Origin of the sequence: Flavobacterium sp. IB48, from assembly GCF_016405855.1 — a bacterium.
Classification (GTDB): Bacteria; Bacteroidota; Bacteroidia; order Flavobacteriales; family Flavobacteriaceae; genus Flavobacterium; species Flavobacterium ginsengisoli.
On record NZ_JAEFCA010000002.1, the window covers coordinates 112549 to 125831 of the forward strand.

Annotated in this window: 18 protein-coding genes; 8 read left to right on the forward strand and 10 right to left on the reverse strand. The window is 30.7% G+C overall.

Annotation, left to right across the window (positions count from 1 at the left end; translation table 11 throughout):
- Positions 1 to 18: 18 nt before the first annotated feature.
- The 3 genes from JC605_RS07630 to JC605_RS07640 all read right to left on the reverse strand — a co-directional run bounded on the left by JC605_RS07630 (position 19) and on the right by JC605_RS07640 (position 3134).
- Entirely contained in the window at positions 19 to 1047 is a 1029-nt protein-coding gene (locus JC605_RS07630; protein WP_198855631.1) for a hypothetical protein, read from the reverse strand.
- A 3-nt stretch (positions 1048 to 1050) separates the two neighbouring features.
- Complete coding sequence (locus JC605_RS07635) at positions 1051 to 2487, reverse strand: MBOAT family protein (RefSeq protein ID WP_198855632.1); 1437 nt, start codon at positions 2485 to 2487, stop codon at positions 1051 to 1053.
- Positions 2488 to 2627: 140 nt separating this feature from the next.
- Positions 2628 to 3134 carry an endonuclease V gene (locus JC605_RS07640; protein WP_198855633.1) on the reverse strand — a complete coding sequence of 169 codons (507 nt, stop codon included), beginning with the start codon at positions 3132 to 3134 and terminating at the stop codon, positions 2628 to 2630.
- 222 nt (positions 3135 to 3356) lie between these two features.
- On the opposite strand from JC605_RS07640, the gene JC605_RS07645 reads away from it, so the two are divergent.
- From JC605_RS07645 to map, 6 genes are all read left to right on the forward strand, one after another.
- Positions 3357 to 4199, forward strand: coding sequence for a chromate resistance protein ChrB domain-containing protein (locus JC605_RS07645; protein WP_198855634.1), 843 nt, complete (start codon positions 3357 to 3359; stop codon positions 4197 to 4199).
- A gap of 83 nt (positions 4200 to 4282) precedes the next feature.
- Complete coding sequence (locus JC605_RS07650; RefSeq protein ID WP_198855635.1) at positions 4283 to 4780, forward strand: hypothetical protein; 498 nt, start codon at positions 4283 to 4285, stop codon at positions 4778 to 4780.
- A 75-nt stretch (positions 4781 to 4855) separates the two neighbouring features.
- Entirely contained in the window at positions 4856 to 5251 is a 396-nt protein-coding gene (locus tag JC605_RS07655) for a VOC family protein (RefSeq protein WP_198855636.1), read from the forward strand.
- Between the two features lie 53 nt (positions 5252 to 5304).
- A complete protein-coding gene (locus tag JC605_RS07660) occupies positions 5305 to 5874 on the forward strand; it encodes a Crp/Fnr family transcriptional regulator (protein WP_198855637.1) in 570 nt (189 codons plus the stop codon).
- A gap of 79 nt (positions 5875 to 5953) precedes the next feature.
- The gene (locus tag JC605_RS07665) at positions 5954 to 6691 is read left to right on the forward strand and encodes an SDR family oxidoreductase (RefSeq protein ID WP_198855638.1); all 738 of its coding nucleotides are present in this window, start codon (positions 5954 to 5956) and stop codon (positions 6689 to 6691) included.
- Positions 6692 to 6807: 116 nt separating this feature from the next.
- The gene (gene map / locus JC605_RS07670; RefSeq protein WP_198855639.1) at positions 6808 to 7572 is read left to right on the forward strand and encodes a type I methionyl aminopeptidase; all 765 of its coding nucleotides are present in this window, start codon (positions 6808 to 6810) and stop codon (positions 7570 to 7572) included.
- A gap of 54 nt (positions 7573 to 7626) precedes the next feature.
- Here map and JC605_RS07675 read toward each other — a convergent pair whose 3' ends face one another.
- A complete protein-coding gene (locus JC605_RS07675; protein ID WP_233074054.1) occupies positions 7627 to 8046 on the reverse strand; it encodes a serine O-acetyltransferase in 420 nt (139 codons plus the stop codon).
- A 181-nt stretch (positions 8047 to 8227) separates the two neighbouring features.
- Positions 8228 to 8626, reverse strand: a complete 399-nt coding sequence (locus JC605_RS07680; RefSeq protein WP_198855641.1) for a VOC family protein — start codon at positions 8624 to 8626, stop codon at positions 8228 to 8230.
- A gap of 126 nt (positions 8627 to 8752) precedes the next feature.
- Between JC605_RS07680 and JC605_RS07685 the strand changes: the two genes are divergently transcribed.
- A complete protein-coding gene (locus tag JC605_RS07685) occupies positions 8753 to 9103 on the forward strand; it encodes a DUF2200 domain-containing protein (protein ID WP_198855642.1) in 351 nt (116 codons plus the stop codon).
- 35 nt (positions 9104 to 9138) lie between these two features.
- Here the strand turns inward: JC605_RS07685 and JC605_RS07690 are convergent, their stop codons facing one another.
- From JC605_RS07690 to JC605_RS07710, 5 genes are all read right to left on the reverse strand, one after another.
- Positions 9139 to 9696, reverse strand: a complete 558-nt coding sequence (locus JC605_RS07690; RefSeq protein ID WP_198855643.1) for a DUF4256 domain-containing protein — start codon at positions 9694 to 9696, stop codon at positions 9139 to 9141.
- Positions 9697 to 9708: 12 nt separating this feature from the next.
- Complete coding sequence (locus tag JC605_RS07695; RefSeq protein WP_198855644.1) at positions 9709 to 10086, reverse strand: DoxX family protein; 378 nt, start codon at positions 10084 to 10086, stop codon at positions 9709 to 9711.
- 7 nt (positions 10087 to 10093) lie between these two features.
- The gene (locus tag JC605_RS07700; protein WP_198855645.1) at positions 10094 to 10561 is read right to left on the reverse strand and encodes an SRPBCC domain-containing protein; all 468 of its coding nucleotides are present in this window, start codon (positions 10559 to 10561) and stop codon (positions 10094 to 10096) included.
- 3 nt (positions 10562 to 10564) lie between these two features.
- Positions 10565 to 10882 (reverse strand): helix-turn-helix transcriptional regulator, encoded by a 318-nt coding sequence (locus tag JC605_RS07705; RefSeq protein WP_198855646.1) that lies wholly within the window; start codon positions 10880 to 10882, stop codon positions 10565 to 10567.
- Between the two features lie 128 nt (positions 10883 to 11010).
- On the reverse strand, positions 11011 to 12063 hold the full coding sequence (locus tag JC605_RS07710) for a linear amide C-N hydrolase (protein ID WP_233074055.1): 1053 nt from the start codon (positions 12061 to 12063) through the stop codon (positions 11011 to 11013).
- 233 nt (positions 12064 to 12296) lie between these two features.
- On the opposite strand from JC605_RS07710, the gene JC605_RS07715 reads away from it, so the two are divergent.
- The gene (locus JC605_RS07715) at positions 12297 to 13271 is read left to right on the forward strand and encodes an alpha/beta fold hydrolase (protein WP_198855648.1); all 975 of its coding nucleotides are present in this window, start codon (positions 12297 to 12299) and stop codon (positions 13269 to 13271) included.
- The last annotated feature ends 12 nt before the right edge of the window (positions 13272 to 13283 follow it).

The following is a 13283-nucleotide window of genomic DNA, read 5'->3' on the forward strand; positions in this document are numbered from 1 at the left end:
TGCTTGAGGAGTTTTGTCTTACATGTTTATTCTTTTCTTAATTTCTTCTGCTATTACTTTTGCTGCAACAGGTGACCAATGAGTATCGCCAAAATAATATATATCTTTTTTATTCTTCATATTTTTTGACAATAGATCTTTTGAATCTATATAAATATAATTCTTATTAAACTTTTTTAAATTTTCAAAGAAAAGAGGTTTTTCAAATTTATTATTATTTTCAATATAAGAGTAATACATATCATACTTGTCCGGTGCTGGTAAAACTATTAGCTTTATTCCTTTTTGTTCCAGTTTCTTTGCTATAAAATTTAATTTATCATTAAGATTTTCTATGTTACTAACTAGATTATTTGTCTCTATCATACTAAGATCTTCACGATAAAAAAGCAATTTATTAGAATTATTGCTAAATGAATCTCTTGTATTAAGATCGACATTATAAACTAAATCATTAGATAAATAATTTTTGTTTAAAAAAAACTTTAAAAATAAAAAAGGAAATTTCAAAGTCGTCTTAGAAAACAATTCATAGTTATGCTTTTCATTCTTTTTATGATTATTTTCAATTAAGGAGTCAATCTCACCAATACATATCTTTTGACTTGAGTTGGCATTCTTTGCATTAGAAACAATTTTTCGTTCTATATTTTCGAGTATAACATAATCAATTTTATAGTTTGAAAAAAAATCTCCATTAACCATTTCAATTAAAGTTTGAATCTGATTTTCTCTAATGATTTTATCAACATTCAAAACACTAAAATTGCTGGCAAGTATATTATTATATCCAATAGCTCCACGATCAGAAAATGAATCTCCAATGGTAAGAATTTTAAACTCCCTCTTTCTAGTTTTTGATAAGAATTCAAATTTTACTTTTTCATTTGAATCAAAAGTTTTCATATATTCTTTATCAATATTTGGAATACAGCCTAAACGCAATAAATCCGGAGTCTCTGCATCAGAATAAAATAAAAATGTAATTATATATAAAATAAAAAAAGGCAGGGTAAAAGGCAATGTTTTTAGAATAAACTTTTTCATAACTTAAAATTGAAAATATATGAATTCTGACTCTGTTCCTCCAAACCAAAAAACTAAAATAATTATTGTATAATAGAAGGAGTATCTAAAAACCGGTTTCCATTTTAAACCTAAAGAAGCAATTGCATATTCTTTTTCTCTACCCAACCATTCTATAAGAATAAATAATATTAATAGAATGAATAATGATGTAGGTCTAATCGTTGGAATAGAGAACAATGAGCTCGAAAATATTTGTGATATGTAATGAAATGCATCGTTTAAGCTTTCCGCTCTAAAAAATATCCATGCAAATACAGTCAAGCTAAAAGTAATTGCAATAGAAAGAAAATCTTTAAAACTTGGAAGTGTTTTTCCTTTTGCCACAATATCTATATTATTTCTATTAGTATTGAACAATATTGAAGGCATAATATACAACGCATTTAATAAACCCCAGAATATAAAGGTCCAATTTGCACCATGCCAAAATCCGCTTACTATAAAAATGATAAAGACATTTCTAACTTTCATGAATATACTTCCTTTACTTCCTCCTAGCGGAATATAAAGATAATCTCGAAACCAACTTGAAAGCGAAATATGCCAACGGCGCCAGAATTCAGCTATATCTCTTGAAAAGTAAGGAAAAGCAAAGTTTTTTAAAAGATCTATCCCGAAAAGACGAGCAGTTCCTAGAGCAATATCTGAATAACCTGAAAAGTCTCCATAAATTTGAAATGCAAAAAAGATTGCTCCAAGCACATGATCGCTTCCAGAATGACTTATCGAATTATTGAAAATTTCATTTGCATGCTTCGCACATTGATCGGCAATTACTATTTTCTTAAACAGTCCCCATAAAATTTGTCTTAAACCGTCAACAGCATTATTATAATTAAAAAATCGTTCTTTTTTTATCTGAGGAAGAAGATGAGTTGCGCGTTCAATTGGCCCTGCAACCAATAAAGGAAAAAAGCTAACGAATAAAGAATAATCAATAAAATTTTTCTCTGCTTTGATACGATCTTTATAAATATCTATAACATAAGATAAACCATGAAACGTATAAAAAGAAATTCCGACAGGAAGAATAATCTTGAGCGTCCATAGATTGGTTTGCAAACCTGTATTTTTTAAAGCATCAGCTAAAGATTCTACAAAGAAATTATAATATTTAAATACACCTAGAAAACCTAAATTAATTGATATGCTTAACCAGAACCAAAACTTTTTTATGTTTTGATTTTCTGTATCAGCCATTTTAATTCCAGTGAAATAATCTAATAAAGTCGAAAAAATAAGAAGAAATAAAAATCTATAATCCCAACAAGCGTAAAAAAAATAACTCGAAATAAGTAATAAAATATTTTGAAATTTTAAATTTTTCTTGGCCAAAAACCAATATAGGAGGAAAATAACCGGTAAAAAAATGGCAAAGTTTATAGAGTTAAAAAGCATGTGCTATTCTAGATTTTTAATACATTTCTAATCTTAAATATTTATAAAATATTTTTTGGCGAATATAGAAAACTAACTTTTAAAATTGCTTCAATCAAACTCTATTTTCATTTAAGATTTAAATAAACATTTAGTCTTGTTCAAACATTCTCCTTACTCAACCTATCCAATTCTTTCAACAGAGTAGGAAATCTAAATTCTCCCGCCATACTCTCTACTTTTTTATATGCTTCTTCCAAATCAATTCCGATAGAGGTGATGTATAGCGGTTTCTTGCTGTCACCTCTAAAAAGTGCTTTTTTATTCTTTTCTATAGAAGCAAAATTGGTTTTCGCAACACCAATAATTGGAATTTCTTTATTTAGTTTTTCATACAAATAGCCGCCTAAACCATATTTGTTTTCATCGTTTAAATAAACAAATCCGTCAACTACAATAACATCAACAGTCGACAAATCAATTTGTTTTAATAAGCTCAAAATACAAGGTAGCTCTCTTTTATAGAACTCTCCAGGAATGTATTCTTCTACATTGTTTATGGTTTCAGAATAAATTTTAAAGTTTTTGTCTTCATTCCACTCTGCGAATTCAAGACAAATTGTTTTTGCTTTTTGGTCAAAATAATAAGTGTCAAAAGCTAAGATCATTTGGTGTAAAATATTTTAGTTTTAGCTAATATAGAAAAACCTTACAAGGAAATTGTCTGATCTTTAGTAATTAATTATAAACTTTCCGAAACATTTTTTTATGTCCTTCTAATTCAGACATAAAAGAAATTCTAAAATTTAAAATTCAGTTTTTGATAGCTTATCAAATAAATGTAGCTTAGCTAATATTTTTAAGAAACAAATCCAAAAAACAACATTAAAATGAAATGGATTACCAGAGAGAGGCCCAAAATAGATCGAATTGCCCGTCCTTGGCTGATTCGAAAGTTTGTAGATCTTGAATCTGAATTTATTTATGTTCCTTTTGATGACGTTATAACCAAAGCAAAGGAACTTGAAGCTATTCCGTTTGATATTCCAAATGTTGAGTTTACTCATTATAATGAAGAAAGCACTTTTGATTATATAGTCAAAAAATATGAAATTAAAGATCCAGCAATTAAGATTATTGCAGGAATTGTACGCGGCGCAGATACTGACCGACATCAAATTGCGAAAGAATCGGCTGGACTTTGGGCAATTTCTTCTGGGTTAGCTTATAACATTAAAGATGATTATGAGCTTTTAGAACAAGGCATGATTCTTTATGATGCTTTGTATAGCTGGGCAACACATTTGTATCAGCAGAATCATTTACAGAATAGTCCGTTTGAGAAATTATTGCATGAAGTTTATAACAAGTTTATTAAAGACAAAAAAACTTCTGGAAAAACGCCTTCTTGGGTTAAAGATTTAAAGGATATCATTCAAGATCAAATAGACACACAATTTACTTTTGATTTAAAGAAAATTTCAAACGAACTTAATTTGAATCCTTCCTATTTATCTCGAGAATTTTCTAAACATTTTGAAGATTTAAATTTTGGTGAGTATGTTAGAAAACTTCGTATTGAAAAAGCAATCATTCTTATTGAAAATTCGTCTCATACCTTAACCGAAATAGCTTATATGACGGGATTTTCAGATCAAAGTCATTTTACGAGAATTTTCAAACTTTATACGGGAAAAAATCCTTCTTCTTATAGAAAAAAAACAAAAAAGTAAACCAGATACAAAAGGTAAATTGAATTCTATTTTTTGAAAACCAATGCTCATAGCTTTGTTTATCAAATCAAAAACTAGAAACAATGTTATTTAAACGGATTTTATTTTTTACAGTGCTACTTATTGGTTTTACGTCTTTTTCTCAAACTACATATCCTAAAATAGGGGGATATTTTGGTATTATGCATCCAATAGTCACTATTAATGAAGATGAAACTACTGTAAATTTTAGAGATTATTATGCTGTTGGTTTTCCTACTGGAATAAATATCTGGAAAAACGAAAAAATCGGATTCTCATTTGAAGTCGTTCCCAATATAAAAGAAGATCAAGGAACAAGCAAAGTGACCAATTTGCTATTCCATCCAGGCGTTTTGGTCGCTTTAGGAAAAGGCTACACATTTGCTGGACGAGTCGCTTTTGAAAGTGGTGGAAGATATGGTTTTACGCCTGTTTTCAATAAAACAATTATAAAAAATACAAGCTGCAGTTACTACCTTGCTGTGCCATTGCCCGTTCGTTTTGGAAATGATCATCCTGCTAGTTTTACTGTAGGTTTTCAGTTTGGAATTGCTTTTTAAGGTTCTTAAACAGAATTAAATCAAGTGTTTGCCAAATTAATTGATTAATTTAGTTATCAATAAAAACTTAAGCTTATGAAAACTAAAATGATATGGGCCAACTTGGTTTCGAGCGATATACAGAAAACAATTCAATTTTACACTGCTCTCGGTTTTAAGCAAAACGGACAAGAAACGAAAGAATTGGTAAGTTTTGTTTTTGGAGAAAATGATTTTGTAATTAACTTTTTCACACCAAAAAGATTAGAAAATGCCATGAGAGGAAAACTCTCTAACACAGCTGTAGACAACGAAATTGTATTTTCTTTGTCTGCAAGTAGTGTAGAGGAAGTTGATCTTTGGTACAATAAAATAAAAGAAATCAACGGAACCATTTTCTCAGAACCTGAAAATTTTGAAGTTGGTTATACCTTTGGTTTTTCAGATCCAGACGGGCATAAATTTAATTTTCTGTACTGGCCGGGAATGTAGTTTTTTTGTCATATGGCAAATTCTCAATAAAAACTTATGCCTAACTTTCGTGTATGAAAGAATTAGTAAATTATATATTGCAATTTGGCAATTTAAATCAGCAACAGATTGATTTGATTTTAACGAAGGCCAAAGAAAAAGAAATCAAAAAAGAAGAATACTTTTCTGAAGCTGAAAAAATAGCTGCTGAAGTTGGCTTCATTATAGAAGGGATAATGCGCGTTTGCTACTACAATAACAAAGGCGAGGAAATCACAAAATACTTTATCGACGAAAATAATCTAGTGGTAGATTTAGAAAGTTTTGACAATAATATTTGCTCGTCTGCTTATGTACAAGCGGTTACAGATTGTAAAATTATTGTGTTTTCTAAAGCCAATTGGCAAGAATTACTAGACACAATTGTTGGTTGGGACACGGTTGTGCATAAAATCATTTCGAAAGCATTAATTCAGAAAGTGGCTAGAAGAAGTCCCTTGGTTTCAGAAGATGCTACAACTCGTTATTTATCTTTTATGGAAATGTTTCCAAAAGTAATTAATCGAGTTCCGCTTTCGTATTTGGCTTCCTATCTCGGAATAACACAATCCTCTTTAAGCAGAATTAGAAAAAATATCCGTTAAAATCGCTTTTTGCCATATGGCAAATGTTTTTGTTTTTAATCGGTGGAACTTTGCTTCAGATAATTTAAAAATTTAAAAAATGAAAACAGTATTAATTACAGGTGCAAATAGGAGCATTGGTTTAGAAACTACTAAACAGCTTTCAGAAAAAGGATTATTTGTTTATTTAGGAGCGCGTGATCTTGCAAAAGGAGAAGAAGTAGTAAAAGAATTGAACAAAAAAGGATTCCAAAACATTAAAGCTATTCAAATTGATGTTACCAATGCAGAAAGTGTTTTAGAAGCAAAAAACATCGTTGAAAAAGAAAAAGGTAAATTGGATATTCTGATTAATAATGCCGGAATTTTAGGAGATATTCCGCAAAGTCCTTCGGCAACTTCTATAGAAAACATTCAAAAAGTTTTTGACACGAATTTCTTCGGAGTGATAACTGTAACGCAGGCTTTTCTTGATTTGCTAAAAAGATCTGAAAATCCAAGAATTAGCAATATTACATCAGGACTTGGTTCTCTCACTTTACACAGTGATCCAACTTGGAAATATTATTCGATAAAAGCAATTTCATATGTCTCTTCTAAAACTGCTTTAAATGCATTTACAGTGACTTTAGCTTACGAATTAAAAGATCTTCCATTCAAAATAAACTCAATTGATCCAGGTTACACAGCAACCGATTTTAATCATCACAATGGCCCCGGAAGTGTTGAAAGTGCAGCGAGTTTCATTATAAAACATACTTTATTGGATGAAAATGGACCAACTGGAAAATTCTTCAGCAACGATATTGAAGACGAAAGCGAGGAAAGTCCTTGGTAAAAAGTTAAAAACCTTTCAAAGTCATTGATTTTGGAAGGTTTTTAGCATTTTAATAACGATTCATCTTGTAGAAAAGTGGTAAATTTAGACCGTTATTAATTTTAAGAAACAAAACAATGTCTATTACAACCGAAGCAGAATTAGCAGGAATGAAAAAAATAAGTGAAGCTGTAGCTTTTACTTTAAAAGAAATGAGAAAATTTGCCAAACCTGGAATATCGACAAAAGAATTAGACGATTACGGAGGACAAATTTTAAATGATTTAGGAGCGAAATCTGCGCCATATTTAACTTACGGTTTTCCAGGTTGGACTTGCATTAGTGTTGACAATGAATTTTGCCACGGAATTCCTTCTGAAAAAAGAATTTTGCAAGAAGGTGATTTAATTAATATTGATGTTTCTGCTGAATTGGATGGATTTTGGTCAGATAACGGAGGTTCTTTTGTAATTGGTAATGATATAAATGAGCATCAAAAGTTAGTGGAAGCTTCTAGAGATATTTTGCATAAAGCCATTCACAATATAAAAGGTGGCGTTCGTATTTCTGATATTGGTTTTCTGATTGAAACAGAAGCTAAAAAACGTGGTTACAAAGTAATCAAAAACCTAACAGGGCATGGAGTAGGAAGAAGTCTTCATGAAGCGCCGCATGAAATTGCCAATTATAGAGACCGTTTTAATCAAACAAGATTTAAGAAGAATTCTGTTGTAGCAATTGAAACTTTCATTTCTACCAGTTCTACATATGCCGAAACCTTAAAAGATGGTTGGACAATGGTTGGAAACAAAGGCGGTTTTATGGCGCAACACGAACATACTATTGTGGTAACAGAAGGAAAGCCAATTATTTTAACAGAAATGAATGAAATTTGGAATTAAAATTCTATTTAAACAAAAAGCCTCTATTATTTCTAATAGAGGCTTTTTGTTTTATTAAATAATGCCATTTTGTTTGTTAAACGCTGTAATCAAATTTTTATTGACTTCTATCATTTTCTGAAAATGAATCATATTGGAGTTAAATATTAAATCATAGTTTTCGTCTTTTGGTTTAAATTTATTTACTCCAAAAGCTATACTATTTGGCGGAATGTCTTTTGTAATAATAGAACCCGCACCAATAACCGAATTTTCTCCAATTACGATTGGTCCTAAAATTTTGGCACCATCGGCAATAATAACATTTTTAGCAATAATCGGGTTGCCAATATTTTCCCATTCCTTACTAATTTTATTGTATTTTAAATTTGCTCCGATAGATACGTTTTGAAATATGACAACATTCTCACAAATTTTAGCTGCTACAATGGTGCATCCACGGCCGTGATGTGCAAACAAAACGCTTTTGTCCATTTCCACACAGTTTATTTCGCAACAATAAAATTTCTCTAGCAAATTGCTCGCAATTAGTTTTAAGAATTTATTTTTTGAATGGCAATTGATTTTAACTAATGTATTAAACATATAATTTTAAGTATTTTTAGATATTTGACATTTTAAAAGAATGTCTAATTAAATCCCATCATTCGTTAACTCAACGAGATTCCCAAAGCTCGATTTTATTGCCTTCAGCGTCCATAATATGAACAAATTTACCATAATCGTAAGTTTCTATATTGTCTAAAATTGTCACGCCATTTTCTTTTAATTGTTCCACCAAACCTTCAATGTTCTGCACACGATAATTGATCATAAAATCCTTTTTTGAAGGTAAAAAGTAATCATCTCCTTTTGGAAACGGACTCCATTGCAGCGAATTTATTTGGTCTGGATTATCTAAATCTCTCGAATCAAAGCTTGAAGAGCCCCACGCATTTATATCAAATCCTAGATTTTTAGCGTACCAATCTTTTGTTTCTTTTGGATTATCCGAATAAAAGAAGATGCCGCCAATTCCGATTACTTTAGGTGTTTTATTATCTTGATTTTCCATAGAAATAACTTTTAAAAATTCCTTGACTTTTTGAAACTCTAAGGTATTAAATATTGTTTGTATTTTTATTCTAACAGCTTTTGATTTATATTTACATAACTGCATTTCTAGCAAAATGATACTACAATGAAAACAGAAAGAATTTACAAAATACTATTTTCTAGCGTTTATCCTTTATATATTCAAAAAGTCGAAAAAAAAGGAAGAACAAAAGAAGAATTAGATATCGTAATCAAATGGCTTACAGGATATAGTGACGAGCAAATTAAAGCACAAATTGAAAAGAAAGTAGATTTTGAAACCTTCTTTGCCGAAGCTCCAGAAATCAATCCGAATGCATCCAAAATCACTGGAGTTATCTGCGGATATCGAGTAGAAGAGATTGAAGATCCTTTAATTCAAAAAATACGATATCTAGATAAATTAATTGATGAAATTGCTAAAGGCAAAAAAATGGAAAAAATTTTAAGAGAATAAAAAAAGTCCTTCAAATTACTTGAAGGACTTTAATTTTAAATTCTTAACAAACCACGAAAACCTCTCGCGGCATAATAAGAATCGGCACCATTATGATATACAAAAACAGTATTATATCTGAAATCTGAAAAAATTGCTCCTCCCAATTTTCGTATTTCTGATGGAGTTAAAATCCAGCTTGAAGTTTTGGCATCAAATTTTCCTAGCTTTTGCAAATCTTTATATTGTTCTTCATTTAAAATTTCTATTCCCATTTCGTGCGCCATATTTATAGCGCTGTCTGCAGGTTTGTGTTCTTTTCTTTTTTCCAACGCTTCATGATCATAGCAAATGCTTCTGCGTCCTTTTGGACTCTCTGCAGAACAATCTACAAACAAATATTCATCCGTTTTTTGATCATAGCCAATAACATCTGGTTCGCCTTCCGTTCTTTCCATTTCATCAAGCGACCATAACTTTGACGGATTTGCCTTTAATTTGATTTCTATTTTTGACCAATCTAGATTTTCATGTCTACTTTTATTTTTCTCAAAACGTTTTTCAAGAATGCTTAAAAGTTCTTCTTGTTGGTTTGCTGTCAGTTGTTTTTTCATGATTTTGACTTTTTAGTTAGAAGTGCATCTTCTGCTTTCTGGTCTAAAATACCAAGAAACTACAGTAAGAACAATTAATAATATTGGTCCGAAAAGTGTTGAAGCATCTTCTTTTACAGCCAAATGCGAAACAACAGCTCCAGACATCGCAAAAAAGAAGCCAGCATAAGCCCATTCTTTCAATAAACCAAATTTAGGAATCAAAATAGCAATTACACCCAAAAGTTTCCAAACCCCTAAAAGAGTCAAGAAATAAAGAGGATACCCCAAACGCTGTATCATTTCAGCTTCTTCTTTCATTGGTATAAGCTGTACGATTCCTGTAGAAGTCATTCCTAAAGCCAGCCAAAGTGTGGCAATCCAATAAATAATTTTATTACGTTTTGTCATGATTACTTTATTTAAGTTTAGTTACAATTTCTTCTAATCTATTATGCGCGATATTTAATCCTTGCGCAAATGGCATTTTTAATTGTGTGGCTCTATGCTCAATTGATTTGTAAATAATCTGCATCGTTAATCTACTGGTATCATCAGTTAGTTTTTCAAACTCTAAAAACTCCAATTGAGGTGCAAAATTGATATTTTCCATTTCAAACGTGCGTACTATTTTTTGATTTGGAACAAAATCATGAATCACGCCATTAGCTTTAAAAACTACATTACCGTTGGCATCACTAGTTTCAAACTCCCATCCTCCATATTTTTTATTTTCAAGCTTCAGAACTTTTGTTCCCATCCATTGCGCTACAATTTCAGGATCTTCATAAGCTTTAAATAATAATTCTACAGGCAAATCAAATTCTCTTGTAATTACAAGATCATGTCGGTCGTCTTCAGCATGAATTTTGGTTTTCTTTTCCATGGTTTATTTTTTATAGTTTTTCATAATTGATTCTAACTTATTAAAACGATCATCCCACATTTTTCTAAATGGCTCGATGAATTTGTCAATTTCTTTCATTTTTTCTGGATTTAAATGATAATAAATTTCTCTACCGTTTTGTGTTTGATGCAACAATTCACATTCGCTTAGAATTTGAATATGCTTTGAAATCGTCTGTCTTGACGAATTAAAATTCTCGGCAATTGCCCCAGGAGTCATAGCCTGAATGGCAACCAAACTTAAAATAGCTCTTCGAGTAGGATCGGCTATTGCTTGAAAAACGTCTCTTCTAATTTCCATTATGCAGTTATTTGACTGCAAATATAATGAAGTCATTTGACTGCGCAATATTTTTTTTGATTTATTTTCAAAAAACAAACCCTTCAAACTTTTCAATTTGAAGGGTTTAACTGTATTTTTGATTAACCTTAATCAAGTCCTGCAAACTGAAAAGGCTTTGTTTCCTTGAAATTTAGTAGTGAATCGCCTGCATAATTCTCATTATTAGCCAAACTTAATTTCTTGATTTTCCCTTTTTCACTAAAATCAATTTTACTGAATTCAACCCAAATCACATTTGGATTCAGAACATTATCAAAATAATAAACCAAGTTTTTTTGGTCAGCAACTGTTCTCCAGCGAGTAGAGGAGATGTTCGGTTCGGTTTCAGACGAAATTCCTAGCGGAACAGAACAGTTTCTAATTACTCCAAAAACACTTGCCAAAGCTGTTCTAGTGTTATCTGTTTTCGGAATGGCATCGATATAATAAGAAGCTCTTACAAAACGATCAGCCGCACGATTGGTTCCGGGAAGCATAATAGTGCCAGGAATTCCTTTCCAATACGCGTTAATTGCCAATTGCTGATCAAAAATTGGAGAATTAGTCATCGTTACATACTTTCTGTCGTGATGAATAACCAGTTTGCCGTTTATATATTCGAAAATAGCATTGTCTCCACTAGAATCAGAAATAGATAAATGTACAGTAGCAAAAATGTTAGTTCCTGGAATATGAGAAGAAGTAATCACAAAATCGTTCTTGTCTAATGCTGATACTGTTTCTGCAACTGTCGAAAAATTATCTAAAACATATTGGAGCCATAACGAAACCGCCAAACCTTTTACTTTTCCATTTTTTTCAAATGCAGGATATTGCGATTCTACAAGCCACAAAAGATTGCCTACAAGTCCTTTTTCGTTCATTCCATCAGAAGAGGCAATATCCCACGAACTTGTAATTACACTTCCATATTTAGATTTCCATTTGATAGAACTGGTTCCAACTTCTCCGGCTCTTTCAATTCCACGAGGAAAGATCCACAAATTGGCCGGAATTTCACCTTTCCAATCCATAGAACGTGCAGTAATAATTGTTCCGCTTAAACCTTCATAAACGACTCTCGTACAAGGCAAGACAGTTTCAGTTATTAATAATGTAAAAGCAAGTAGGGCAGGAAGAATTCTGTTTTTTAGTTTCATAAATTTAGACATTTAATTAAACGTTAAGTTCTGATTTTCAACAGTGTATTTTAAAGAGAAATAGCTTTATAGAAAGCTTCTCTGCAATTTACTGATTTTATGTAAAAAATTGGCTATAAATTATTTAGTATAAAATCGCTGAGTATTATTTAGAATAATTATAAATAATTTTGAATTAGAGCAAAAATAGGTTTACTTTTGGAGCTTACAGCAAGTATTCTAAAAAATATAAAATGATAAAAAATATATTCAAAATCTTAAAAATAGCATTCATATCATTTCTAGTTTTAATTTTTATAGGATTTTTATTTGAACAAATTGCACGCTTTTACTTTGACAGTAAACGTCCTGATAATAATGAATTTGCAAAAATAGATGGCCGAAATATTCATTACAAAAAGCAAGGAAATGGTTCTTGTACCATAATTTTTGAATCTGGTTTAGGTGGAGATTATCTGCATTGGCAGGAAATCCAAAAGAAACTTTCTAAAAAATACACCACAATTTCTTATGATAAAGCTGGAATTTTATGGAGTGATCCTTCTAAAGAAATTTCATTAAAAAGATATTCTAGCGATTTAGAAGAATTACTGAAGCTGACCAATTGTCCAAAACCATACATTTTAGTTGGACATTCCTTTGGTGGAATTACTTCAAGATTTTTTCTTCAAAAAAATAAAAAAGATATGGCAGGAATTGTTTTTGTTGATGTAACACATCCAAAGCAGTTAGAAAAATCGTCAGAAGCATTGAGAAATTCGGTTCAACCTCCGCCAAGAATACTTTTAAGTTTTTTGAACGAAATTGGCGTTATTAGAATCCTTTATAGTAATACTGGTTTTACAACCGTTGTTCCTAAAACGCATTGGTTCAATCAAAATGTAAAAAAATATTTTTATCGCATTTTTGACGGAATGATGACAGAACTTGAAAATGATAAAAAACTAATGAAGGAAGCCTCGGCAATAAATGGTTTTGGTTCGGTTCCATTAACAATAATCACTGCAAAATATCCTGACGGAGTAGAAGGAATGAAGGATAAAAAATTAGAAAAAGAATATTTGGCTATACATAACACATTGCAAATAGATTTACTGCAATTGTCATCAAATAGCAAACAGATTTTTGCAGAAAAAAGTGGTCATTATATTACACTTCAAGAACCAGATTTAATTTGCAATGAAATTGAAAAATTAGCGCCGAGATAATTCTCAGCGCTA

Bases quoted from the DNA above. Each gene is read 5' to 3' on its own strand.
- JC605_RS07675 (WP_233074054.1), bottom strand. From the start codon at position 8,046: ATGGACAAAAGCGTTTTGTTTGCACATCACGGCCGTGGATGCACCATT.
- JC605_RS07660 (WP_198855637.1), top strand. From the start codon at position 5,305: ATGAAAGAATTAGTAAATTATATATTGCAATTTGGCAATTTAAATCAG.
- JC605_RS07715 (WP_198855648.1), top strand. From the start codon at position 12,297: ATGATAAAAAATATATTCAAAATCTTAAAAATAGCATTCATATCATTT.
- JC605_RS07685 (WP_198855642.1), top strand. From the start codon at position 8,753: ATGAAAACAGAAAGAATTTACAAAATACTATTTTCTAGCGTTTATCCT.
- JC605_RS07665 (WP_198855638.1), top strand. From the start codon at position 5,954: ATGAAAACAGTATTAATTACAGGTGCAAATAGGAGCATTGGTTTAGAA.
- JC605_RS07640 (WP_198855633.1), bottom strand. From the start codon at position 3,134: ATGATCTTAGCTTTTGACACTTATTATTTTGACCAAAAAGCAAAAACA.
- JC605_RS07695 (WP_198855644.1), bottom strand. From the start codon at position 10,086: ATGACAAAACGTAATAAAATTATTTATTGGATTGCCACACTTTGGCTG.
- JC605_RS07650 (WP_198855635.1), top strand. From the start codon at position 4,283: ATGTTATTTAAACGGATTTTATTTTTTACAGTGCTACTTATTGGTTTT.
- JC605_RS07710 (WP_233074055.1), bottom strand. From the start codon at position 12,063: ATGAAACTAAAAAACAGAATTCTTCCTGCCCTACTTGCTTTTACATTA.
- JC605_RS07690 (WP_198855643.1), bottom strand. From the start codon at position 9,696: ATGAAAAAACAACTGACAGCAAACCAACAAGAAGAACTTTTAAGCATT.
- JC605_RS07700 (WP_198855645.1), bottom strand. From the start codon at position 10,561: ATGGAAAAGAAAACCAAAATTCATGCTGAAGACGACCGACATGATCTT.
- JC605_RS07645 (WP_198855634.1), top strand. From the start codon at position 3,357: ATGAAATGGATTACCAGAGAGAGGCCCAAAATAGATCGAATTGCCCGT.
- JC605_RS07630 (WP_198855631.1), bottom strand. From the start codon at position 1,047: ATGAAAAAGTTTATTCTAAAAACATTGCCTTTTACCCTGCCTTTTTTT.
- JC605_RS07680 (WP_198855641.1), bottom strand. From the start codon at position 8,626: ATGGAAAATCAAGATAATAAAACACCTAAAGTAATCGGAATTGGCGGC.
- JC605_RS07655 (WP_198855636.1), top strand. From the start codon at position 4,856: ATGAAAACTAAAATGATATGGGCCAACTTGGTTTCGAGCGATATACAG.
- JC605_RS07705 (WP_198855646.1), bottom strand. From the start codon at position 10,882: ATGGAAATTAGAAGAGACGTTTTTCAAGCAATAGCCGATCCTACTCGA.
- map (WP_198855639.1), top strand. From the start codon at position 6,808: ATGTCTATTACAACCGAAGCAGAATTAGCAGGAATGAAAAAAATAAGT.
- JC605_RS07635 (WP_198855632.1), bottom strand. From the start codon at position 2,487: ATGCTTTTTAACTCTATAAACTTTGCCATTTTTTTACCGGTTATTTTC.